Origin of the sequence: Paraburkholderia sp. HD33-4 (genome assembly GCF_021390635.1) — a bacterium.
GTDB lineage: Bacteria > Pseudomonadota > Gammaproteobacteria > Burkholderiales > Burkholderiaceae > Paraburkholderia.
On sequence record NZ_JAJEJS010000003.1, the window covers coordinates 230,638 to 252,384 of the forward strand.

A 21,747-nucleotide genomic window follows, 5' to 3' on the forward strand; every position below is an offset into this window, starting at 1 on the left:
CGCGAATACGCTTTGAGCCGCACAGGCCCGTCGACCGAGCGACGCGGCATCAAGTGGGAAAACAAAAAAACGGAGAGAGTCTGTGAAAGCCGTGCGTAACCATAACTACGTCGTAAAGGAATTGACGCACATCGGCACGCTGCCCCAGCGCCTCGAACAACCCGTTCAACGCGACTGCGTCGACTGGCTGGGCACGGTATTTGCGTCACCAAGTTTCTCGCGCGCGCGCATCGAGGCCAATGCCGAACTGCCGGCGGCCCCCCCGCCGCAAGCGCCGCTACTGCTCGCGACGCTCGAACCCGCGCGGTGGCGGCGAGCACCGCGCCGGCCGGACGTGATCATCGCGCACCGGCACTATTAGCCATTCACGCGACGAAGGAAAAGATGATGCGGACCTACGAATACCACGGGTTCACGATCGAGGTGACCGTCGAGGCGGATTTCACGTTGCGCCCTGCCGGGCGCGCGGCGGTACGCACGCGCTACGCGGCGGTGGTTCATGTCTATCAGGCGGGTAATGCGGTCGCGACGTTCTCCCCGCTGCGCTTCGACGCTGCGGGCGGCCGGCCGTTCGACACCGAAGCCGACGCGTTGATGGCCGGATACAGCGCGGCGCGCCGAATCGTCGACGACCTGTTCGCCCGCGCGGCGGATGCCGCCGACTCTGCATTGAGCGCCATCAAGAGCAGCAAAGAACTCCGCTAGCGGGTGCTGGCAACGGGTCGATCGATTGCCGGCAGCGAGAATGGCGCGTGCGGTCTCCGCGAGCACCCTTCCCCGAATGAACCGGCGGATCCGATGCGTCAGTCAGTACCTCCCGCTTTCACGCCCCGACGCAGCCCACGCAATCGATCAGTGGAACGAAATGACAAGGCGTCTGCCCGATCCGTGCAGCCCGACAAGCGGGCCCGTCTAGAAACTCATCGCGAATCCGAACGACACGCCGTGCACGTTGCGACCGAATACATATCGCACCATCGCGCGCGTGCGGGTGACGATGACGGGATACCTGCTGCTGTCGAGTTCGAGGCCGACGCCCAGCGACGTGAGGTCGTTGAAACCCAACACCCCGGCACTGTCGCCAAAATAGTGAGAGTAAGCCGCTTCGAGTACATAGCGGACTGGTCGGTCCAGCGCGTGCCAGCCGGTGGGCGCGCGCCAGCGAGTCCATAGGCTCAGTTGCTGGGCCATCGCCGAGCCCTGCACGGCCTCCGAAGTACTGCCGAAACTGCGCAGGTAAATATCGGTCGCCCGCAATTCGGCGTCGATTTCGTAGTTTTCCCGGTAGTGCTCGTAGTCGAGCATCAGCGAGCCGCCATAGCCGTAGGCGTTGAGCGAGCCGTCCTCGAGAAACTGCAGGTTGCTGTCCGTGACACGGTTGAAGATCGTCTGCCCCACCTTCAGGTCACTCGACACACGCCCAATCGTACCGTTCAGGATCGGACGGAATACCAGTTCGTCCGTGATGTGGAAATCCCACCCCAAGCCGACCGTGCCACTGAAGGTGTTCCACTTCGTCGGCACCGCACGCTGCTGGGCGCCATCCGTGGCGATGAAGACCGGATCGTAGCGGCTGTAGGCGAGCGTCCCCTCCATATACAACGGAAATGACCTGCTGAGCGTGAAGCCCCCGCCAAATTGCGTCTGCCCGAAACCTGGATTACCCGTCAGGCCGTTGTTGACCGACAGGTTACTGGTCGTGACGTCCGGGACTGTCGTGTAGGTCATGATCGCGAGCACGGCGTCTGCGTGCTGCTTAACATTGCCGCCAATCACGGTATTGCTCGACAATTGCCCCGGCGCGACCTGCGCGTGCGAAGGGCAGGAAAGCAGGCTCAGCAGCAGAGCGGCGCACGCCCCTGATGCGCGATGCGAGCAACGCTTGCGGAGTGCAGGCATAGTCAAACAACCTCGCCATTTGTCGACGAGATTGCAGGCTGACTTGCGGGCTCACACACGGCGTATCCAACGAGCATGACGCACTCCTGTCAGTCGGCTGATGGTGTTCGTCTTCCGCGAAGTCGCCTTCCCGCTGCAAAAGCGCGTGCGCGCAACTGAAGCGACTCCGGACGGGCGTTGCGCCGCTCACAGCACCTGGAAGGTCTGCGCTAGTATCGTATAGAAATACCCGAAGTGAACAGGTACATCAATACGGGCATATCTTCAGTCGCTTGCCTTGCGCGGGTGAGGGACACCACCGCGACAAACGGAATCTCGCAGCAGCCCCACTTACTCACGGAGCCTCGTTATGTCCGCCCATTCGGTCCCGAACGACAAACCCGTCAAGATCCCCGGCCCGGACCATCCGATCACGATCGAGCAGCACCACGCGCGCGGATCGTCATGGCAGGCGGCCACGTGATCGCCGATACGCACGACGCGTTGAAGCTGCGCGAAGCGCGCTATCCGGCCGTGCTCCACATCCCGCGCCAGGACGTCGACATGGCCCGGCTCGAACGCACGGCGCACGCAACTTACTGTCCGTACAAGGGCGACTGCGCCTACTTCTCGATTCCGTCGGCGGGCGAGCGCGGCACCAACGCGGTGTGGACCTACGAGCACCCTTACGACGCCGTCGCGCCGATCCGCGAGCACCTCGCGTTCTATCCCGACCGCGTGGATTCCATCACGCAGGAGCCGGCCGCTCACTAGGCGAGCGCGCCCGCATCATTTCCCCGGCAGCGGTGCGCGCTCGGCGCTCGCCGCCTGCAACGCCGCCAGCACCGTCGATACCGCCGCGCTGTGCGGACGGATCAAGCGTTGATTCATTCATTGGGATGACACCCGGCAGTATTTGACTACCGAGCGGCGAAACGGCACGGGTTGCGATAACCCGTGCCGTTTTTATGCGCGATGGCTCGCGTACATCACGCACGGAATCGCATTAGATTCACAGCGCATGCGTCCCAAATGGATCAGGCTTACCTTAACAAAACCTTAAGAGATCAGTATTGCCAAATAAAAACCCCAGTTCACGCAAATGACTTTTTAACGGTTCAAATTCGTCCGGCTTTACCCAAAGTCGTTGTCAAACAAAAGGACGAGACATGAAACCGATCACGAAATGGAAGCGTAAGCAAAGCGCAATGTGCGCAGCCGTCGCCTTGCTTGCAGGGCTGTACGCGACAGTCGCGACAGCCGGCGACGATCACGACCACGGCCGCGACAACGATCGCGATCGCACGTCGGTCAAGCACGTGCTGCTGATCAGCTTCGACGGTCTGCATCAGCAGGACGTCGCGCGTTGCATCGGCGCGAACACGTGCCCCAATCTGGCGCTGCTCGCGAAGTCGGGCACCACCTATACGAACGCGCACACCCCCGGACTGTCGGATTCGTTTCCGGGCCTCGCCGCGCTCGTGACCGGCGGCTCGCCGAAGTCGGCGGGCCTGTTCTACGACGTCTCCTACGACCGCACGCTCTATGCGCCGTCCGATACCAATTGCACGGGCCCGACCGGCTGGAACGTCGTCTTCGATGAAACGACCGGTATCGACGGCGAGAACGGCGGCGTGCTGAAACATCTCGACGGCGGCGGCGCGTTCAATCCGCAAGCGATTCCGAATGCGCTCGTCAATGGCGTCTGTACGCCCGTCTATCCGCATAACTATCTGAAGACCAACACGGTCTTCGAAGTGATCAAGGGCAACGTGAAAGGCGCGCGCACCGCGTGGGCCGACAAACACGCGTGGGGCTACGACTGGCTCAACGGACCGTCCGGCGCTGGCGTCGACGATCTCTCGCGCACCGAAATAAATTCGATCGATCCGGATACCAACACGTACTACCTCGACACTTACACGCACACGGAGAAGTTCGACAACTACCACGTGCGATCGCTGCTCCGCGAGATCAATGGCAAGGATTCGACCGGTAAGAAGAGCGTCCCGGTCCCGACCGTGTTCGGCGCCAACTTCCAGACGCTGAGCGTCGCGCAGAAGGCCACGGTCGCGACGGGCGGCGGCTATCTCGATGCGAGCTTCACGCCGGGTCCGCAGGTCACCGGCGCGATCGAGTATATCGACGACGCGCTGGGACGCATCGTGTCCGAACTGAAGGAGACCGGTCTCTATTCGTCGACGGCGATCATCGTGACCGCGAAGCATGGCCAGTCGCCGACCGATCATTCGAAGCTCGTGAAGAACGGCGATACGCTGACCAAGCTGCTCGAAACCAGCAACTACCTGGATTCGGGCGGTAATTTTGGGCAGGCCGCGACGAAGAGCGGCAACCTCAACGACGGCACCGGACTCGTCGGCACCGGCTTCGTGCAGACCGACGACGTCGGTCTGATCTGGCTGCGCGATCAAAGCCAGGCGGCCGCGGTCGTGAAGACGCTGAAAGACAACCTGAGCTGCAACGCGCCGGGCATTTGCGCGGACGGCCCGCAGGCGTACATCCTGTCTGGCCCGCAACTGGCGAACCGGTTCGGCGATCCGTCGCACGGCCGCACGCCGGACATCATCGTTCAGCCGAATCCGGGCGTCATCTATACGTCGAGCACGTCGAAGGACGAAGAGCATGGCGGCAACGCACCCGACGACAGCCATCTGGGCCTCGTGATGTACGTGCCTCATTCGCATCACGCCGGTCAGGTCAACGACGAGCGGGTGCTGACCACGCAGGTCGCACCGACGATTTTGCGTCTGCTCGATCTGAACCCTGCGCTGCTGAATTCGGTCGCGCTTGAAGGCACGCGTCCGCTGCCGGAATTTGATCACGACTGAGTACTGGGTAGTCGCCGTATTTGAGTAGTGAACTGCGCCGCGATCAGTGTTGGAACGATCGCGGTGCAGTCGTTTTTGCGAGGTCCAGCCGCGCGGACCTCGCGTGCCGGCGCGCAGGGGAATAGCATAGGAGTCGCCTGATGTCACCCAACAGGTGTGCGTCGATTGCCTGACAAGGAGCCGCGTTGCCATGAACAACATTGCGCTTGGATGCGTAGCGGTGTTGGGGTTGCTGTTGTTCGGCCTCGGCTTGTCGGTGTCGATGATGCGCTTCCGGGAAGGCACCACGTCGGGCTGCGCCGACGATCCCACCAACCTGCTGCACAAGCTGGTGCGGGCCCATGGCAATACGGCGGAATATGCGCCGTTTCTCGCGGTGCTGTTTCTCTTTCTGGGCGCGAGATCGCCATCCGTGGTGACCGTGTCGCTGATGGTCATCGCGACCGTATGCCGGTGCTTGCTCGTCGTCGGGCTGGTTGCATTTCCGACGATGGCGAAGCCCAATCCTTTGCGGTTCGTCGGTGCGATTGGGACTTATGGAGCGGGGATTGGGTTGTGTCTGGCGTTGTGGCGTTGAGGCGGTTAGCGGCTGCATCGATACACACATCGCCCCCCAAAAATGAAAAAAAGCCCCACGGTCACCCGTGAGGCTTCAAATAAGACCCGCAGCCTGACACCGCGAGTCCTGGTCTTTCAAGCAACCACGCTTACTTCACATTCGGGAACACCGGCCAGGACGCAGCCTGATCGCACAGCTGCATCTTCGCGTTCTGCGAGACGATCGTGCCCGCCGGGTCCGTGTCGCCCGCCGCGCCGGCGTCGTCGCTGCCATTGACGGTCAGGTTCAACGTGTTCGTCGGGGCCGTGTACTTGCCAGCGCCGCTCGACGTGTTCGTCAGGATACCGCCCGTGCCGTGAGCCATCGACGAGCCGATCAGGCTCACGTTGGCGCCCAGGTTCAGCGTGGCGTTGGCGGCCTTCGATTGCGTCGAGCCATCGGTCGAGCCGATGTTCACGACAGGCTTGCTCAGGTTCGCAATCGACATCGCGACATCCTTGTCCGCGACCACGTTATCCAGGTTCAGCTGGATCACGCTCTGCGTATTGGCGTAGAGCGTGTCGGCATGCAGACCACGGAAGGTCAGGCCGCCGCCGCCGGTCTTGCCCCCAGCCTTGTTGGCCGGGATGTTCATCATGCGGATGTTGCTGAGGTTGATGTCGTGGAAGCTCGGCGGCAACCAGCCCAGCCCCGTGTACGAGATCGGATCCGCGCTCGGCCCCGTGTAGTACATGTCGAACACGAGGAAGTCCTTCACACCACGCATACATGCGCCGTCGTAGTAGATGTTGCTGACGTCGCCGCCGCGTGCCTGACCGCTCTTGATACGCAGGCCCACGATGCCCATATCCGTCGACGCATTGGTGCCGTCGTAGATATTGTCGAAGTAGTTGTCGTAGAAGTGAATGTTACGCACACCTGCATTCGTCGGGCTGCCGATCGACAGACCATGGCCGTTGTAGTTGTGGTTGTGCGCCACCGTGATGCCGTACGTGCGGTTCGACGAAACGTCGCGGTTACCGTCGATGGCCCACAGCATGTTGGCCGCCGTCGTCGCGCCTTGTGCCGATGCCGGACGAGGATCCTGCAGACCGCCCTTGAACGCGACGTTGTCGTCGGACGGGCTCAGGAAGTTGTACACGATCGCGACGTTCTTCACGTAGCCGTCGAAGTACACCTGGCCCGAGGACGTCGTCTTGCTGCCCGTGCCGAGAGCCGCGTGTTCCGGACCTGCCGCAACGCTCGGGTCGACGCCGTCGGTGTTCTTCACGCCGGTCGAGCTGGCATCGATCGTCGCGCCCGTATAGAGGTGCGAGTACGAACCGCTGACGCCGTCGAAGCCGTCGTTGTTCATGCCGACGCTCGCCTGGTTGGCCGCATCCGGCAGCAACGGCGTGATGATCTTGATGCCCCACACGGTGAAGCCGTCCACGCCGTCGGCTTCGACGGTGAAGAACGTGCTGTTGCGGAACGTGATCTGATACAGCGACAGGTTCTTCGACTGCTGCATCCACAGCATGCCGGGGTTGCCCTGGAAGCTGTACGGGCCGCCGCCGATGTCCTTGTTGCCGTGGTACGAGATATCCCACCAGCTTGCCGTCACCCAGCGTGCGCAACCGGCCGTGCCGGCGGTACAGCCGCCGCCGTTGACCGTGTAGCCGCTCGGGACGCTGGTTGCCTGACGGTTCACCACATAGGTGACGGCCGGGGTAGTCAGCGTCGTCTTGCCCATCGCGGTGACCACGTCGCAAGCGCTGCCTTCCGGCGCGAGCGTGCCTGCGCGGTAAGCGGCGATCGTGTTCGTGCAGCTGAACTTCGGCGTGCTCACGCCGGTGATGTTGTTGCCCGAATACGTGAACGCCTCGGTGACGCCGGTTGCCCAGCGGATCATCGGATACTGCGGCGACGAGCTGATGAGCGGCATGTAGCCACGCGCATCGATCGAGCCGGTGCCCATGATCGACGCGTTGACCGTATGCGTGCCGCGGATCAGCGGATAGCAATTCTGCATGCCGCTCGTGCCCGCGATGGTCGCCGCGCCCGCATTGGCGGTGCCAGCCGGCGCGGGAAGCCCTGCCGGATTGTTGATCGCGGCGCCGCAGGTGATCGCGTTCGGGCGATCCTGCGCGGTCTTGTCGTAGACGACCACGTCGCGGCTCGCGAACAGCGTGACGCCGTCGTCGACCCACAGCGTGACGCCCGACGGCAGAACCAGCGGACCGCTCAGGAACGCGTTGCCTGCGCCGCTGCTGTTCTTGACGAGACGCACCGCGAACTTGGTGGCCTTGTAGGAAGGGTTCGACAGCGTTTCGCTCGAGGCACCCGCGATGTTGACGGTGGGATTTTTGGCCGCCTGCTGCGTAGCCGCTGCCTGCTGATCGGCCTGCGTGATCTTCGCGCCGACTTCCGCGTCCACGGCTGCGCCGCACGCGTCGAGCGCGGCCTGAATGCGCGCCTGGTCGGGATTGTTCAATGCGGTGGTCGCGCCGCCGTAAGCGGCCGGCGTCGGGTCCGAGCTGACCGGCAGCGAGCCGTCGGCGTTCTTCACCAGGTTGTTGGCCGCCTGGAGCGTCGAGCACACCTGCGTGTCAGCGGGCAACGACGGCGAATCCGGCAGATTCGTATCGCCAGCGTAGCGGCCGGGCGTCCAGACGGGGGACGTCGGCGAGGTCGGGTTGGTGGGTGGCGTGGTCGAGCTGGTACTGGAACCTGAAATGTTACTGCCCGCACCGCAACCGGCGACGGTCATAACAAACAGGCCGAGTACCGCAAACTCTCGGACTGAGCGCATTTTCATAAGTTATCTCCTTGGGAGTGGGTCCAGTGCGTGTTCCTGGCAGGCCTCGCTCTCCTCGCGCGGATGCGACGGAAAGGCGTCAGGCTATGCGGAGCATCAATCTTTGTTATAAGACATCGTATAAGTTACAACCTCAAATCCGGAGCTTCCACACGACGCGCGACGGCCGAAAACCAAACATCGCGCAACTTATATCGACGCCACACGACCCAGCCCCAAGCCGGATCTCAAGAGCGCATTGCAGAAGTGGTGCTTGGCCCAGCTTGGGCCTGCGCCTCGAAGCTTATTTTCTGGTTGCGAGCCGGCCACGCGACGGGCTTGCCGACAATCGTCTCCGCACGCTCGCGGAGCCGGTTGTCGGGCAACAATAAAATTCATCGTACAACGTACGACGGATCATGCTTTAGAAGGGGGCGCTCTTTCAATTACAGTAAACCCGACCTCCCAATATGAGGGACACGGTCAGCGGGCAGGAAGCGCACTGAAAGGTCAAATGTTACAAAGCGATGCCTGCGCGCAAGCTCATATGCACGCACAGTGCCGGCCGACGACGCATGAAGCTGCGCCGGTATGATGAAAGCGTCGGGCGATCGATCGAACCCACACCCAGCCCACCACAGGAGATTCATCTTGCATTCCGTAAACATCCTGCTTGCGCTTGCGGGCGTCCTGTTGCTCAGCGTCGCGAGCCCAGGGCCCAACTTTCTGATCGTCACGTCGACGGCCGTTGCGTCACGCAGCGCCGGCATGATGACCGGCCTTGGGCTTGCCGCCGCGTCCGGCACGTGGGCATTGATTGCGATCGCGGGTCTGAGTCTGATCGTCACGCACGTGACCTGGCTCAGCGCCGTGCTGCGCGTCGCCGGCGCGCTCTACCTGATCTGGCTAGGCATCAAGATGATTGCGACCGCGCGGCGGCCGTTGTCCGCGGACGTCAATATCACGGTGTCCGGTTGGACCGCGACAAAGAAGGGCTATTTCGTCAGCATGACGAACCCGAAATCCGTCGCGTTCTACGGCAGCATCTTCGCGTTGATGGTGCCGCCGCATGCGCCGTTGTGGCTCGATATCGCGGTCGTGGCGCTGTCGATCGGCATCTCGTGCGCGTGGTACTGCGCGATGGCGTTGCTTGCATCGCATCCGGCGGTTCGGCGCACGCTGGAACGGCGCAAGGCCGTGCTCGATACGGCGGCGGGTGTGCTGTTGGTGGGAGTCGGCGGGCGCATGTTGGCGGGGCGTTGAGCGGCTAGCGGCGCGCAACGTGATGCCCCCTTCGCGTGATCAGGTGGAACTGGGCTACGGCGCGCCGCCACCGCGAATCACCAGTTCCATATAACCCGTCTGCGGATCGGGCTCCCGTGCGAACGAATAGCCTGGAACCGACACGAGCAACAACTCGGCGGTCGTACGTACCGTGCAGCCGCGCGCCACATGACCGCCAAACACCTGCCCGCGCGCATCCGCGATCGACATGTGCAGATGAGCGCCATCGGGCGAGACGGAGCCCGCGAGCGTCAATATTTCGAGGTCGCCGCGAATTTCCGTCGGCGCGTCCGCGCCAGCGAACCTCAATGCCGCAACGTGGAGACTGCCGATACCCTGAACGACGAACGCCGCTTGCAGGTCGCGCCGTCGAAGCGCGTCTTCGACGGCGACGCGAAGGTCGTCGCCAGGACTGAGTCGCAGAGGATGGGCTTGCATGCCTGGGCGGTTCGAATGCGGTAGACGCAGGGGTTATGCGTGAGTGAGGAAGTATCTCACAGGCGCTCGTTTCCACTGGGTTCACGCAGATTCGATGGCGACAATATTTACAGTTTATATGTACAGTTAAACTGTAGATATGCTATGTTCTCACGATGACGAGACATTCATCTGCTGCGCAATCTACCGATTTACCCGCCCTTGCAGGCGAATTGCGTGTTGCCGTGAGCAAACTGGTTCGCCGCGCGCGAGAACATTCGCAATCGAGCGACTTCACGTCGGCGCAGAAGTCGGTGCTGTTTCATCTGGAGCGCGACGGTCCAGCCACCGTTTCCGCTTTAGCGCGGGCACAGGGCGTAAAACCTCAGTCCATGCGGATTACGGTTGCCGGTCTGGAAACGTTGGGCGTCGTCCAAGGCGAAGCGGACCCAACCGATGGACGCAAAACCCTGATCGATCTCACTCCCACGTTCAGACGAACGCTCCTGGCGAGTCGGGCGGCCAAAGAAGACTGGCTGGTCCGCGCGTTGCAAGCGCAGCTATCGTCGCGAGAACAGGCCACGCTCGCCGCCGCGGTGGGACTGCTACAGCGGCTCGCCGACTTCTGAACATTTGCAGGTACTTCATCGCCGCTTCAAGGAGCAACTGATATGGATTGGCCACACGTCGTCTCTTACTTTTTCGGTGGGGTCCTGTTCACGAATGCGGTGCCGCATTTCGTCAGCGGTGTGATGGGCGAGCCGTTTCAGAGCCCGTTCGCGAAGCCGTCCGGAAAAGGGTTGTCGTCATCGACCGTCAATGTGCTGTGGGGCTTCTTCAATCTGGTCGTCGGCTATCTTCTCGTTTTTCGTGTCGGCGACTTTCGGCTCGAGGTGACGGGTGATGTCGTGCCGTTCGGCATCGGTGTCATCGCGATGGGCTTGCTCTGTGCGCGGCTGTTCGGCCCTTTGCACGGCGGCAAGCTTCCGGAACGGACTTGAACGACCCGCGATAACTCACGGGCCGTGTTTTCCACGCGATTACTCGAACATATCCGGCTGGCGAGCATGCCGATGAATGGCGACCGCGCACCCGAGAGCTCGAAAAGGAACTGGAACTGCCCGAGGGGTTCTTCGACATGCTGCGCACTGGAGACGATTGGTCGTTTGTAATCAAACTGCACGCGCTGCTTGAGGCGGCATTAGTTCAAAGCGCCGCGCCAAGGTAGTCACCTCGCCAGTCCTCAATGGGAACGTTCGGGCTCAGCGGTCGAAACCTACTGGAAGCAGAAGACATCCCGTCTGCCGGGCCCGTCAGACAGCCGAACATTCTAGCGGTTCACCACGTGTAGTCGTCGTCGTTGGAACCTTCCTCTTGAAGCGCGGCCGTCCCACCAGAAGCGTCGTCTGACTGAGGACCCGTACCCTCAGGATTCAGATTATCCAGAAGGTCGACTATATCGACCTGGATCCTGCCCATACCAATGAGTTTAGGCAAGGCAGTCTTCATCGTTTGATAGTGCGTGTGATCCTTGATTCCCGCCTGTGTGGGAACTTCCAGCTTCTTTGACTGCTCTTCCGACCAAGTCGCATACGGATTCTTTGCCTTATTACGTCCGAGAATATAATTCTTCAGTAATTGTTTGTGGAGTACTTCCGTTAAATCTGGAATACCATCCAGTACTATTATTTGCTCTCTTTTCGTAGTGTTCTTTTCCGAAAAAAATTTCGGTGAGCCACCAACAGCGACGGCGAGCACTTCCGCGCTTCTTCCCGCCTGTTCTAAGGTATCCTTCACATCTCTCTTGAGCTTGATAAGGGAATCGCCTGTATCAGCGAAATCCAGGACGATGTAACGACCCGGATTGCCAAGCTTTTCGAGCTTTCTCGCCAGATATCTCTTAAAGTCGCTAGTCGGCGCATGTTCAAGCTCCACTTTGCTAACTTCGCTAACGTTGACCGTGACCACCTTGAAACCGCGATACTTTAGCAACCATTTCACCAGTTTCGGACTGCCACCCACTGCAATGTATCCCACGCCATCCTCCCCGCACTTCTGAATCAATTGCTGGACGGCGGAACACGTATCACCAAACAGTTTTGCATACCCCATCCGATGCAGGAAATCCGCTATAGCGCTGCGGCGAGTTTCTGGCTTCGTGCCTTTGACATCGTAAATTGGCACCCTTCCGAAGAAAACGTTCGGGTCCCTAAAGGTTTCGGAATATTCAGATTCCGCCGGGCGGTTTCCGTCGTGGACCACGATCTGGCCCGATGATTGCTCGAGGACAAGGTGTTTTTTTGGCATGGATGAATCCCGTTATGTCGCTCGACCAATAACCCTCGGTCTTTGTGCTCAGACAAGCGTTACCACACGGCGCGGGTGCTCAGCACCAAGCCGACAGTCAACGCCTTCCACGTTTCGTTTCCGAAGTTCAGGATAGGTTGGCTGCAGAGCGAATTCAACGATTTTTTTCGCCCCGATAGTCCTTCCCCGGAGGGGTGCTGGCCGCTCGTGGCGCGGAAACTTCACAGTCGGCGACCGGATCGAGCAAGCCCACGCTCGCCCGCGTCGCGCAGTGGCTAGATGGTGAGTCATTGGGGATCGAATTTCGCGCGCTGCGCCGTCTTGAACAGGTCATTTCGCATGGCGTCTGCGGTGCCACGGCGATGCAGTCGTGATATAGGGGGGCTGGATGCACCCAATGCTGCCTTCAACATCGCGAGACGTAACGCCTTCGAGCCAGACACCGCGCGAATGACGGAGGAGACGCTATCGCTGATTGTTGCGCTGCGAGAGAGCGGAAGTCGCGACGGCAACGACGGCTACCTATGTTATAGCCGGCGCTTCACTAGAACTAACTCTTAGACTCCAGTCGGCATTAGGTTTTAGCGTCATCTAATACGATCAGTATTAGATGACGCTTCGGGTTTCCGTGTTTTTGTTACCGTGAACCCGCATCGTGGGTTCACGCACTTCATAAGAGTTTGGCGATTTCGAAAACCTCTAGATTGTCCACAGGCTCGCTGAGTGACGGAGTGCTATGGCGTTGGACCCGAGGCTGCCGGGCGTTCCCGTCGTCACGATTCCAACGTCGTTGGTCGCGAAAACGCCGGTTATCGCCGCAACCTTCCCTGCTCCGGCGGCCGCAGTCACCGCCTCGCGACGTGCAGAAGTTTTCGCCAGGGTTTATACTCATTTCGTCTCCTCCCTGTCTCCACAGGGATTTCCGGCCCGCCATGCGCGGGCCGCTTTGTTTTCCGGGCGGCCGCGCAAATCCCGCGGGCCCATTTCGCCGCATTTTCGGACTTGTGAGGCGGCCGCCGATCCTGAACCCCTCTTCGAGCACGCACACAGTCACCGGCACCTTCCAGAGCAGCGGTCGTCGGCTCGGCACTCGGTACGGCAAGTCATCGGTGCGGATTCAGCCGGTCGATGCAATAGTTTGGTTAAACCGCTCGGCTGGCGTTTCGTAGTTCAGTGTCTTCCTCGGACGTTCATTGAGGCGTCTTGCCACAGCATTGAGTTTGGCCTGTGAATACACTGACAGGTCGGTACCTTTCGGGAAGTACTGCCCCAACAGTCCATTCGTGTTCTCGTTCGATTTCCCACTCACGGAATCGCAACAACAGACGAAAATAAATGATGCCGCTAGCCGCTGCAACCTGTCGCTTCTGTGTTGTCGTCTTCTGGCGTTGCCGCCCGTGGCCACGATTCCGACGCTCACCGGCTTCAAATACGCTGGCGATCAGATCGACATCTTCAAGCAAAACGCGCATAGCAACAGGTCTTCGCAAAAGTCTTGAATCGTCGCAGGATGCACTGGCTTGCCTGCGTCCTGGCTTTCTTTGCCAAGTGAAGTGCATCGGCGCCGACCGCTCAAAAAAAGGACCGTTTGCTTAAGATTCCCATCAGGTTCTCGGTCTAGGCTGACCGATGGCGGCACGATCCGAGCCGCTCCTCCAGACTCTACCGAGGAGCAAGTGCGCGGCGTTCACTCGCACGGGTACGCAACCCCAAATTTCGGTTCGCGCGGTGCGCCGCCGCGGCAATCCATAGGGGTGTTCCGAGGAACACCGAGGGCAGGCCCTTCCCTAGGGGAATCAGGCAATGTTCGAAGAGATCCAGATGGAGTCGACGGATTCCGGATTTCGTGATGCCTTGAAGCGGTGTGGTGCTGCCGCGATGACAGCACTTGTCGTGTCTGGCGCTCACGCAGGCGGAATCGATCACGAGGTTGCCTACGACAACAGCGGTATCTGGAACAGAAATGTTCAGCTTGCGCTGGAATATTCGGTGATCGCCACCGGGTTAGCTGGTGCGTTCTGGCTTGGGAATGACAATGAACTGGGGCACACGTTCTGGCAAACGCTCGATGCGTCGGCGATATCTGCTGTGGCTGCACAAGGCATGAAGTACGCGTTCGGTCGCCAGCGCCCCAGCGCCGGAAAGGGACCTAACCAATGGTTCAGCGGCGGAGATAGCTTTCCCAGCGGCGAAGTCACGCTTCAGGCCAGCTTCGTCACACCGTTCATCGTGAACTATGCCCGGCATGATCCATGGGTGTGGTCCCTCGAACTGTTGCCGCTCTATGACTCCATCGCGCGCGTGAAGAGCCAGGCACATTGGCAGACCGATGTGCTTGCAGGCTGGGCATTGGGCACCGCGGTGGGGTACTTGAGCACGCGATGGCAAACACCGTTGTTCGTACAGATCCTTCCACACAGCTTCACGGTGGGCTTTTCAAAGCGCTTCTAATTTAATCTAATCACATATGGTACATCGCCAGATCCCGGGCACGCGGCATCCCTTTGAGACCACGATGGTGCTCGACCGCGCCCGTGTAGCGTCATGCTGCTGAGCACCGCTAGCACCTGAACGTCCAACTCGTTCTCGTCAACTGCGACGTCGAGATTTGACTGCACATACGCTGGTTGGGGGCTGCATACGTGGTGGGTTATCGGCTCAGCGAATGTCCATTGTCGGTTGGATTGTGTTGAAAAAGTCACCCCTGGCTCGGAATGTTCGCTATCCTGGAAGGCATCGATCGACGGGAGTGATTCGTCATGATGGGGCAACTGGGCGGCGGACAGGACAAACTCTTCTACTCGTTCAACCTTGATAATCACGTCCCTCGCGAGCACCTGTTGAGAGGCATTGATCACTTCCTGGATCTACACGATCTACGCCAGCATCTCGCGCCGTTCTATAGCCCGATGGGACGACCATCGATTGATCCGGAGCTCATGATCCGCATGTTGGTCGTCGGCTACTGTTTCGGCATCCGGTCCGAGCGCGGGCTGTGCGAAGAGGTGCATCTGAATCTGGCGTATCGATGGTTCTGCCGCTTGGGGCTGGAGGACGCCGTACCGGAACACTCGACCTTCTCCAAGAACCGCCACGGTCGCTTTCGCGATAGCGATGTGCTGCGCCATGTATTCGAGTCGGTGCTGGGTCGATGCATGTCCGAAGGGCTCGTCAAGGGTGAAGGTTTCGCGATTGACGCGAGCATCATCAGAGCCGACGCGAGTTCGGTTCGCGGTGTTGCGGGTTCTGAGCCCGTCGATTGGGCTTGCGTCAAAGGCCAGAGCCGTGCAGTGCGGGAGTATCTGGAAGCATTGGAAGAAGCGAATCCAGTGGCCGCCGAAGCGGCGGAGAAGACGGAGACATCGACGCCTCCAAGGAGAATATCCCTGACGGATCCCGCCGCGAGCTGGACGGCCGCAAAGGGGGGCTTGCCGTTCTTCGCTTACTCGACCAATTATCTTATTGACCTGCAGGCAGGAATCATCGTTGACGTCGAGGCGACGCCCGCGAACCGCTCGCATGAAGTGGAATCTACCAGGACGATGATTGACCGCGTCGAGCAGCGACACGATCTCAAACCTCGACGTCTTGCCGGCGACACCGCCTATGGTTCAGCAGCGATGCTTGCCTGGATGATCGGGCAGAAAGGGATTGCACCTCATATTCCGGTCTGGGACAAAACCGCGCGAAAGGACAACACATTGTCGAGCAGCGAGTTCCAATGGGATGAACGGGCCAATGAATATCGCTGTCCCACAGGGCACACACTACGCAGTGATCGGCGCAAATTCAAAAATCCGCGCTCGCGAGTCACGAAGGCAGACACGATCATCTACCGGGCAAGCCAGTTCGACTGTGAGAGCTGTTCAATGAAGGATCGCTGCTGTCCGAACACACCATTTCGCAAGATCGCCCGTAGCATCCATGAAGCCGCTCGTGACGAAACGAGGCGGATTGCGAAGACGCCTGAATACAACCGATCCTGCCGTGAGCGAAAGAAGGTGGAAATGCTCTTCGCTCATCTCAAACGCATTCTGAAGCTCGACCGTCTGCGATTGCGGGGGCCAAGCGGTGCCCATGATGAGTTTCTGATGGCAGCGACTGCGCAAAATCTGCGAAGAATGGCCAAGAGGCTTATGTCAGCAAACAAGCAGATCAACTATGCAGTTCCATGACGAGCAACGGGGACCGTTGCCTCGTTCAAGGTCGCCACTTCGCCGATCACCAAAACTCGAGACGTTCCGCCAACTCCTGCATGCCCACCCAAAACACGACTTTTTCAACACAATCGGTTGTCGAGCCGACGCTGGAATGTCCGCGTTGATGCGTAGGCCAATGACCGCAGGTGGCCGGCTTTCGCCCGATGCTGCCGGGAGTCGTGTCAGCGCCCCCACAGGTCAATAATTTTGCTGGTTTCCCTTGATGTGGCCCGCGACACCACCGGCAACAGCGCCTATTGCGAGACCTGTCCAGGCATTTCCGCCGGCGACCGCTGCAATGCCGGCGCCGGCCGCGCCGCCTATGGCCGCGCCTGAAACAGTTCCTTGCTGTTGCGGTGTCATGTTCGTACACCCGACAATGCTGGCGAGGACCAGTCCTGCGCCAATGGCTTCGATTCGTTTCACGAGTGTCTCCTACTTGTTGTGGGCGAGGCCGGGCACGACCATTTCGAACCAGATGGTCTCGATGACCGGCCGCTGAAGGCGATCAGAATGCGCGGCGTACCACTGATCGACTTTTTCGCGCACTGAGTCGAGCGATTCACCGCTCAGCCCCCTCGCAAAGCGCGGAATAACGCTCTGCGAGTCGGCAGGCGAATGGCCGCCCTGAAACGCGATTTCGACCTGGACAATGTTCGCGATGCCGACGAGATAGGCCTTCTTCACCTGCTCCGATGACTGAGTCCACTGTTGGCCCGTTACCAACGATATATCATCAGCACGGGCTGCGACCGACGCCGCCAGCGAAACACATGTTACGACTATCACCGCGTACACCTTCAGTTTCGTCACCATTGCATCCTCCTCGGGAGTGGTCCGGACAGACATTCGAGCGCTGTTTTTGCATCAGATCGCGGAAGCTGGTCGCTTCTCGTCAATTGTTGGCTCCAACTAATCGAATCGACTTTGGATGCTCAGTACCGTCGCGCACCAATGGATCAAGAGCGTCGCCCCAGGTTGCACATATCGCCAAAGCAATCCCGGAGGCTTTTAAAGCCCGTGTCCAACGAAGGCGCTCCCATCACGTGTCCAGGCGCACTCGACACAACAGGGCTAAGCGCATGGCTGTCCTCTCACATGTGTCGGCCGCACTTACGGGTAGCAAAAGTCCCGCTCACCTATGATCCTAAGCCGCGCCACCCTTCGTATCGGAGATACTACCGAATACAAGATTAGATTGCGCTGGCCACAGGGGCCATAGGACCATGGTCCGAGTAAACGAGGTCCGGAGAGTGCGTATTCGCCTTGAACGCCCCGCATTTATTCACGAAGCCTTCATGAAAATAGCCTATTGCATCATCTGCTGGCGAAGACTGAAGAACTCATTTTGTTAACAGCTCTAATTAAACCCCATCCGGACCGCCTGACGACCCGCATGTTGTTCCGCTCCCCGCCGCGCGCAATCGCCAGTTTCCGTAGCCGTTGAGGGTTGTTGGATGCCTGCCATTGCTTGAACGACCCATTTCTGCCCGTGGACCCAAGGATATTCAAGTGGCGGCTTACTGGTTCATTACGGACAGGTCTTTGGCTGGGTCGGGTGACAACGGGGTCTCGTTTCGCCGGGACCGTGGAGATGCTGTTTTTCACCATAGTCTCCGCAACGCCGCAGTATTCGCCGAACTTGACGGGCACGCGTGCGTACACCGGCGAGTGTCGTACCGTAACCCCTATAAAGCGAGTGGTTTAGGCAGCCGTCCATAGCCGGTCCCTTCGTCTGAACAATCAGAGGAACACTCAAGTGTCCGTTCGAATCCGACTTCGGGCCATTTACGGACTGACGATCATCAGTGAGCACGCTTGCGCGTGCCATTGGGATGGTGTGGGACCAAAGTCTCATTGCGATTGACGTATACGCTGGCCACACTTGACAAGAGGGACTACCGGCCGTTACCAGCACCATGTGGCGGGGACGACGAGATCGGCACGATCGAAGGCCATGATCTTCCTGTTCATGACGCAGGATGCGCTCAACAGCGCCCTGCAAAATTAACGTCAAAACTGCAACGGCCGCCGCGCCCATCGAAGCGATCGAGGTGACAAATACAGGTCTGAGCGTGACGTGTCGCGTTCGGGCACCAAGGTTTCGTGACTAAGAATCTTATGGCCGTGCTGGCAGCGTATTGCGGTCACGACTTCTCGAAACCGTCCGGGGAAAGTGCCTTCGTTTGACCTCGAGGCCGGCGGCGGTGGGCGTCCCGTCTGCCCGAGCCTGGCCGTTACCAGGAATCGCATCGTCCGTTTTTGGGAGCGCAAAATGGATCTGTCCGGATTTCTCACGACCCTCGAAACCACCGTAGGCGTCTATTTGCCCAAGATCGCCGGCGCGGTCGGCATCCTTGTAGTCGGCTGGCTGATTGCGGTGATCGCGCGCGCGGGCACCCGAAGGCTGTTGGCCGCACTCAAGGTCGACAACCGCATCGCCGAGAGCACCAGGCAGGTGGCCCAGGTGGAGTCCGTCATCGCGGGTGGCCTGTTCTGGCTCATTCTCCTCATTACCGCGGTCGGGGTCTTCAATGTCCTGAACCTGAATGAGGTGTCCAATCCGTTTTCGCTCCTTGTTACCAACATAGTCAACTATTTGCCGAACCTGATCGGCGGCACGGCGCTCGCCCTGATCGCCTGGCTGATCGCGTCGCTGTTGCGCAGCGTCGCAGATAGAGCGTTGCGAGCGAGCAAACTCGACAGCAAGCTGTCCGAGACGGCCGGCATGCGTCCCATGAGCTCCTACGTGGGTGACGTACTGTTCTGGCTCGTCATCCTGATGTTCATCCCGGCCGTGCTTGCCGCATTCAACGTGAACGGCTTGCTGAGTCCTGTTCAAAGCATGATCGACAAGCTGCTCGCGATTGTGCCCAATCTTTTCGCCGCCGCCGCGATCGGGTTCGTCGGCTGGGTGCTCGCGAAAATCCTGCGCGGTCTCGTCACCAACCTGCTGGTGGCCGCCGGTGCGGACAAGCTCATGGAGAACCTCGAAAGCCCCGCCCCGGTGCGGCTGTCGAGTCTCGTCGGAACCGTGATCTACATTCTGGTGTTTGTCCCGACGCTAATCTCGGCGCTCGATGCGTTAAAGATCGAAGCGGTGTCAGGACCCGCTACGCATCTGCTCGATCAGTTCCTCAGCGCGGTGCCGAACATCATTGCTGCGGTGGTGATTCTGTTGGTCACGTTCTACGTGGCGCGCTTCGTTGGGTCACTGGTGGAGAGGCTGCTGGTCGCAGCCGGCGTGGACGGGCTGCCAATGGTGCTCGGCCTCGATACGGTCTTTAACGGCGTATTGCAGCCGTCCACGCTGGCCAGGCGCCTGGTCATTTTCTTTGCGATGCTGTTTGCGGTGGTGGAAGCCGCAAATCGACTCGGCTTCACTCAGGTCCGCGATGTCGTCACCCTGTTTATTGAGTTCAGTGCGCACGTCCTGACGGGCAGCGTAATCCTGATCATCGGATTCTGGCTTTCAAACCTCGCGCGGCGTGTGATCGAACAGGCCGATCGCGAGCACAGCGTACTGCTCGCCCGGATCGCGCAATTCGCGATCCTCGGACTCGTGTTCGCAATGGGGTTGCGCGCGATGGGCATCGCAAACGAAATCGTGCAAATTGCGTTCGCTCTGGTATTGGGCGCTATCGCAGTCGCAGTGGCACTGTCGTTCGGACTCGGCGGACGCGAGGCGGCGGGCAGACTGCTTGATCGCTGGTTCGGTGCCCGTTCCGGCAAGGAGTGACGGGCTCGAATTCGAGCCCGTCACCGGTCTTCGCTGACGGACGCGTGCGCCGCGAGCCGCGACGCACGCCGTGCTCCACTGGTCACGGTGCCCGATCTGCGCGCACTCGACGATTTGCCGCAAGGTCGCGAGCGCATATTCGAAACCGTTCGGTCGGGCCCACGGCGGTTTGATTACACCTGCGATCGCAACGCGAGCCGCAGGTTCGCCAGTTCGGGCGGCGATGAGTCTGTCCGGCACTGCCGGGTCGCGACCCAGGCTGTTGCGGAAATCCTTGACAAAGGGTACCAGCAAGAAAGCGGATACTCCTTGACCTATCCTGAACTGCAGCAACTGGCGTTTCGCATCCGCTGAGCAACGTGTTGCTCGACAGGTACCACGCTACGGGGCCATAGAGAGACCGCAACGGGACATCTCGCGCCTCAGCGTAGCAGTTGTGCTAGCGGCACAAGTCAGCCATCTCCGACCGTTGAAGCTCCCGGCCACAAGGACATTCGAACGTCGCCTTCAGCCGAAGTTGAGTCGGTTGTATGGCGACTTCGACGTTTCGGAATCGCCAAAATCAACGCAATTCTGGCCGGGTAGTTTCGTCTTTGAACTGCAAGTGCTTGCAAGGTGGCCTGTTCCGCAGGGCGCTGACAAGTGGACTTGGGAGACTGCAAATGCATGCCACTGCTCCATTACATGCGACAAATCCCCAGGCGGCCGCTCGGCTGCTTGAGCTTATCCAGATGCGGCTCATTTCAGAAGCGATTCATGTTGTGGCGGCACTGGGAATTGCCGATCTGCTTGCCAATGGGCCCAGAGGCATCGACCAGTTGGCCGAGGCGGCCGGCGCCAGCACGCTGCCTCTCGGGCGCGTGATGCGAGCGTTATCGAGCTTTGGCGTCTTTTTAGAAGAGATGCCCGGTCGTTTCGCGATGGGGCCGTTGGGCGAACTGCTCAGGCGTGATGCCGAGGGGTCTTTATACTCCGCGGCACTCTTCTTCGGTGGCGAAGCCGGAGCGAGCGTCATCGAGCTTTTCGAGCACTGCGTCAGGACGGGGGAAAGCGCTGGCCAGAAACTCTCTGGCGCCATCAACTGTTTCGATTGGATGCTGAGCGACCCCGAGCGAGCGCAACTCTTCAACGCCACGATGACCGCCTTCTCGACCCTCCATATGACCGGTGTGCTGGACGTGTATGACTTTGCTTCAGCCACAAAGATCGTCGACGTGGGTGGGGGACATGGAAGGATCATTGCCGACATCCTGAAGCGAAATCCGGGCATGCACGGCGTGCTGTTCGATCTGCCTCACGCCTTGGCGGGTGGCCAAAGCACGATTGCCCACGCTGGATTGGAAGACCGTTGCGAAGTCATTTCGGGCGACTTCTTTGCGTCCGTTCCTGCCGGAGGCAATACCTACCTTCTTTCCCGGGTAATTCACGATTGGGATGACGAAAAGGCAACGACAATCCTGAAGAACGTCCGCCGGGCCATCGCTGCCAACGGCAAATTGGTCTTGTTGGAAACGATGTTGCGCCCGGCCGCGACGACCGTCTATCCCGAACTCTCCGACTTGAACATGCTCCTTATGACAGGAGGCTGCGAGCGCACCGAGGCCCAATATCGTGCGATCTACGGCGCTGCTGGCTTCGAATTGATCCAAACGGTCGAAACAAAATCGCCTACCGGCACGACCGTGATCGAAGGCAAGCCGATCTAGGGCCCTCGAGCTGATGGACCGCCGACGCGCGTT

18 protein-coding genes and 3 pseudogenes are annotated in these 21,747 nt (G+C 60.0%); 14 read left to right on the forward strand and 7 right to left on the reverse strand.

Annotation, left to right across the window (positions count from 1 at the left end):
• The first annotated feature begins 82 nt into the window (after positions 1 to 82).
• On the forward strand, positions 83 to 361 hold the full coding sequence (locus tag L0U84_RS35605) for a hypothetical protein (protein WP_233857400.1): 279 nt from the start codon (positions 83 to 85) through the stop codon (positions 359 to 361).
• A 23-nt stretch (positions 362 to 384) separates the two neighbouring features.
• Positions 385 to 705 carry a hypothetical protein gene (locus tag L0U84_RS35610; RefSeq protein WP_233857402.1) on the forward strand — a complete coding sequence of 107 codons (321 nt, stop codon included), beginning with the start codon at positions 385 to 387 and terminating at the stop codon, positions 703 to 705.
• A gap of 207 nt (positions 706 to 912) precedes the next feature.
• Here L0U84_RS35610 and L0U84_RS35615 read toward each other — a convergent pair whose 3' ends face one another.
• Complete coding sequence (locus tag L0U84_RS35615) at positions 913 to 1,899, reverse strand: hypothetical protein (RefSeq protein ID WP_233857404.1); 987 nt, start codon at positions 1,897 to 1,899, stop codon at positions 913 to 915.
• A gap of 349 nt (positions 1,900 to 2,248) precedes the next feature.
• On the opposite strand from L0U84_RS35615, the pseudogene L0U84_RS35620 reads away from it, so the two are divergent.
• The 3 genes and pseudogenes from L0U84_RS35620 (at position 2,249) to L0U84_RS35630 (ending at position 5,304) form a co-directional block, all read left to right on the forward strand.
• Positions 2,249 to 2,652 (forward strand): annotated as a pseudogene (locus L0U84_RS35620) (DUF427 domain-containing protein).
• A 395-nt stretch (positions 2,653 to 3,047) separates the two neighbouring features.
• A complete protein-coding gene (locus L0U84_RS35625; RefSeq protein WP_233857406.1) occupies positions 3,048 to 4,727 on the forward strand; it encodes an alkaline phosphatase family protein in 1,680 nt (559 codons plus the stop codon).
• Positions 4,728 to 4,917: 190 nt separating this feature from the next.
• Positions 4,918 to 5,304 carry an MAPEG family protein gene (locus tag L0U84_RS35630; RefSeq protein ID WP_233857408.1) on the forward strand — a complete coding sequence of 129 codons (387 nt, stop codon included), beginning with the start codon at positions 4,918 to 4,920 and terminating at the stop codon, positions 5,302 to 5,304.
• Between the two features lie 130 nt (positions 5,305 to 5,434).
• Here L0U84_RS35630 and L0U84_RS35635 read toward each other — a convergent pair whose 3' ends face one another.
• Positions 5,435 to 8,083, reverse strand: a complete 2,649-nt coding sequence (locus L0U84_RS35635; protein ID WP_233857410.1) for a glycosyl hydrolase family 28 protein — start codon at positions 8,081 to 8,083, stop codon at positions 5,435 to 5,437.
• A 630-nt stretch (positions 8,084 to 8,713) separates the two neighbouring features.
• Between L0U84_RS35635 and L0U84_RS35640 the strand changes: the two genes are divergently transcribed.
• Positions 8,714 to 9,325 (forward strand): LysE family translocator, encoded by a 612-nt coding sequence (locus L0U84_RS35640; RefSeq protein WP_442794097.1) that lies wholly within the window; start codon positions 8,714 to 8,716, stop codon positions 9,323 to 9,325.
• A gap of 54 nt (positions 9,326 to 9,379) precedes the next feature.
• On the opposite strand, the gene L0U84_RS35645 is transcribed toward L0U84_RS35640, so the two are convergent.
• A complete protein-coding gene (locus tag L0U84_RS35645; RefSeq protein ID WP_233857412.1) occupies positions 9,380 to 9,784 on the reverse strand; it encodes a PPC domain-containing DNA-binding protein in 405 nt (134 codons plus the stop codon).
• Positions 9,785 to 9,939: 155 nt separating this feature from the next.
• Here L0U84_RS35645 and L0U84_RS35650 point away from each other — a divergent pair, with 155 nt between their 5' ends.
• Together L0U84_RS35650 and L0U84_RS35655 are read left to right on the forward strand one after the other, a co-directional pair.
• A complete protein-coding gene (locus L0U84_RS35650; RefSeq protein WP_233857414.1) occupies positions 9,940 to 10,392 on the forward strand; it encodes a MarR family winged helix-turn-helix transcriptional regulator in 453 nt (150 codons plus the stop codon).
• A 42-nt stretch (positions 10,393 to 10,434) separates the two neighbouring features.
• Complete coding sequence (locus L0U84_RS35655; protein ID WP_233857416.1) at positions 10,435 to 10,764, forward strand: hypothetical protein; 330 nt, start codon at positions 10,435 to 10,437, stop codon at positions 10,762 to 10,764.
• A 337-nt stretch (positions 10,765 to 11,101) separates the two neighbouring features.
• Here L0U84_RS35655 and L0U84_RS35660 read toward each other — a convergent pair whose 3' ends face one another.
• Together L0U84_RS35660 and L0U84_RS35665 are read right to left on the reverse strand one after the other, a co-directional pair.
• A complete protein-coding gene (locus L0U84_RS35660; protein WP_233857418.1) occupies positions 11,102 to 12,070 on the reverse strand; it encodes a hypothetical protein in 969 nt (322 codons plus the stop codon).
• Between the two features lie 1,117 nt (positions 12,071 to 13,187).
• Positions 13,188 to 13,397: pseudogene (locus L0U84_RS35665) on the reverse strand (transposase); the annotation flags it as partial.
• A 476-nt stretch (positions 13,398 to 13,873) separates the two neighbouring features.
• On the opposite strand from L0U84_RS35665, the gene L0U84_RS35670 reads away from it, so the two are divergent.
• Positions 13,874 to 14,521 (forward strand): phosphatase PAP2 family protein, encoded by a 648-nt coding sequence (locus tag L0U84_RS35670; RefSeq protein WP_233857428.1) that lies wholly within the window; start codon positions 13,874 to 13,876, stop codon positions 14,519 to 14,521.
• Positions 14,522 to 14,829: 308 nt separating this feature from the next.
• Complete coding sequence (locus L0U84_RS35675; RefSeq protein ID WP_233857430.1) at positions 14,830 to 16,245, forward strand: IS1182 family transposase; 1,416 nt, start codon at positions 14,830 to 14,832, stop codon at positions 16,243 to 16,245.
• A 222-nt stretch (positions 16,246 to 16,467) separates the two neighbouring features.
• Here the strand turns inward: L0U84_RS35675 and L0U84_RS35680 are convergent, their stop codons facing one another.
• Together L0U84_RS35680 and L0U84_RS35685 are read right to left on the reverse strand one after the other, a co-directional pair.
• Positions 16,468 to 16,695, reverse strand: coding sequence for a YMGG-like glycine zipper-containing protein (locus tag L0U84_RS35680; protein WP_233857432.1), 228 nt, complete (start codon positions 16,693 to 16,695; stop codon positions 16,468 to 16,470).
• A gap of 9 nt (positions 16,696 to 16,704) precedes the next feature.
• Positions 16,705 to 17,085: a hypothetical protein gene (locus L0U84_RS35685; RefSeq protein WP_233857434.1), complete on the reverse strand. Its 381-nt coding sequence runs from the start codon at positions 17,083 to 17,085 to the stop codon at positions 16,705 to 16,707.
• A 431-nt stretch (positions 17,086 to 17,516) separates the two neighbouring features.
• Here L0U84_RS35685 and L0U84_RS44295 point away from each other — a divergent pair.
• From L0U84_RS44295 to L0U84_RS35700, 4 genes and pseudogenes are all read left to right on the forward strand, one after another.
• Positions 17,517 to 17,624 (forward strand): annotated as a pseudogene (locus tag L0U84_RS44295) (IS5/IS1182 family transposase); the annotation flags it as partial.
• A 920-nt stretch (positions 17,625 to 18,544) separates the two neighbouring features.
• Positions 18,545 to 20,008, forward strand: coding sequence for a mechanosensitive ion channel (locus L0U84_RS35690; RefSeq protein ID WP_233857436.1), 1,464 nt, complete (start codon positions 18,545 to 18,547; stop codon positions 20,006 to 20,008).
• Between the two features lie 87 nt (positions 20,009 to 20,095).
• Positions 20,096 to 20,362, forward strand: coding sequence for a hypothetical protein (locus tag L0U84_RS35695; RefSeq protein ID WP_233857438.1), 267 nt, complete (start codon positions 20,096 to 20,098; stop codon positions 20,360 to 20,362).
• A gap of 308 nt (positions 20,363 to 20,670) precedes the next feature.
• Complete coding sequence (locus L0U84_RS35700; protein ID WP_233857440.1) at positions 20,671 to 21,714, forward strand: acetylserotonin O-methyltransferase; 1,044 nt, start codon at positions 20,671 to 20,673, stop codon at positions 21,712 to 21,714.
• Positions 21,715 to 21,747 lie beyond the last annotated feature (33 nt).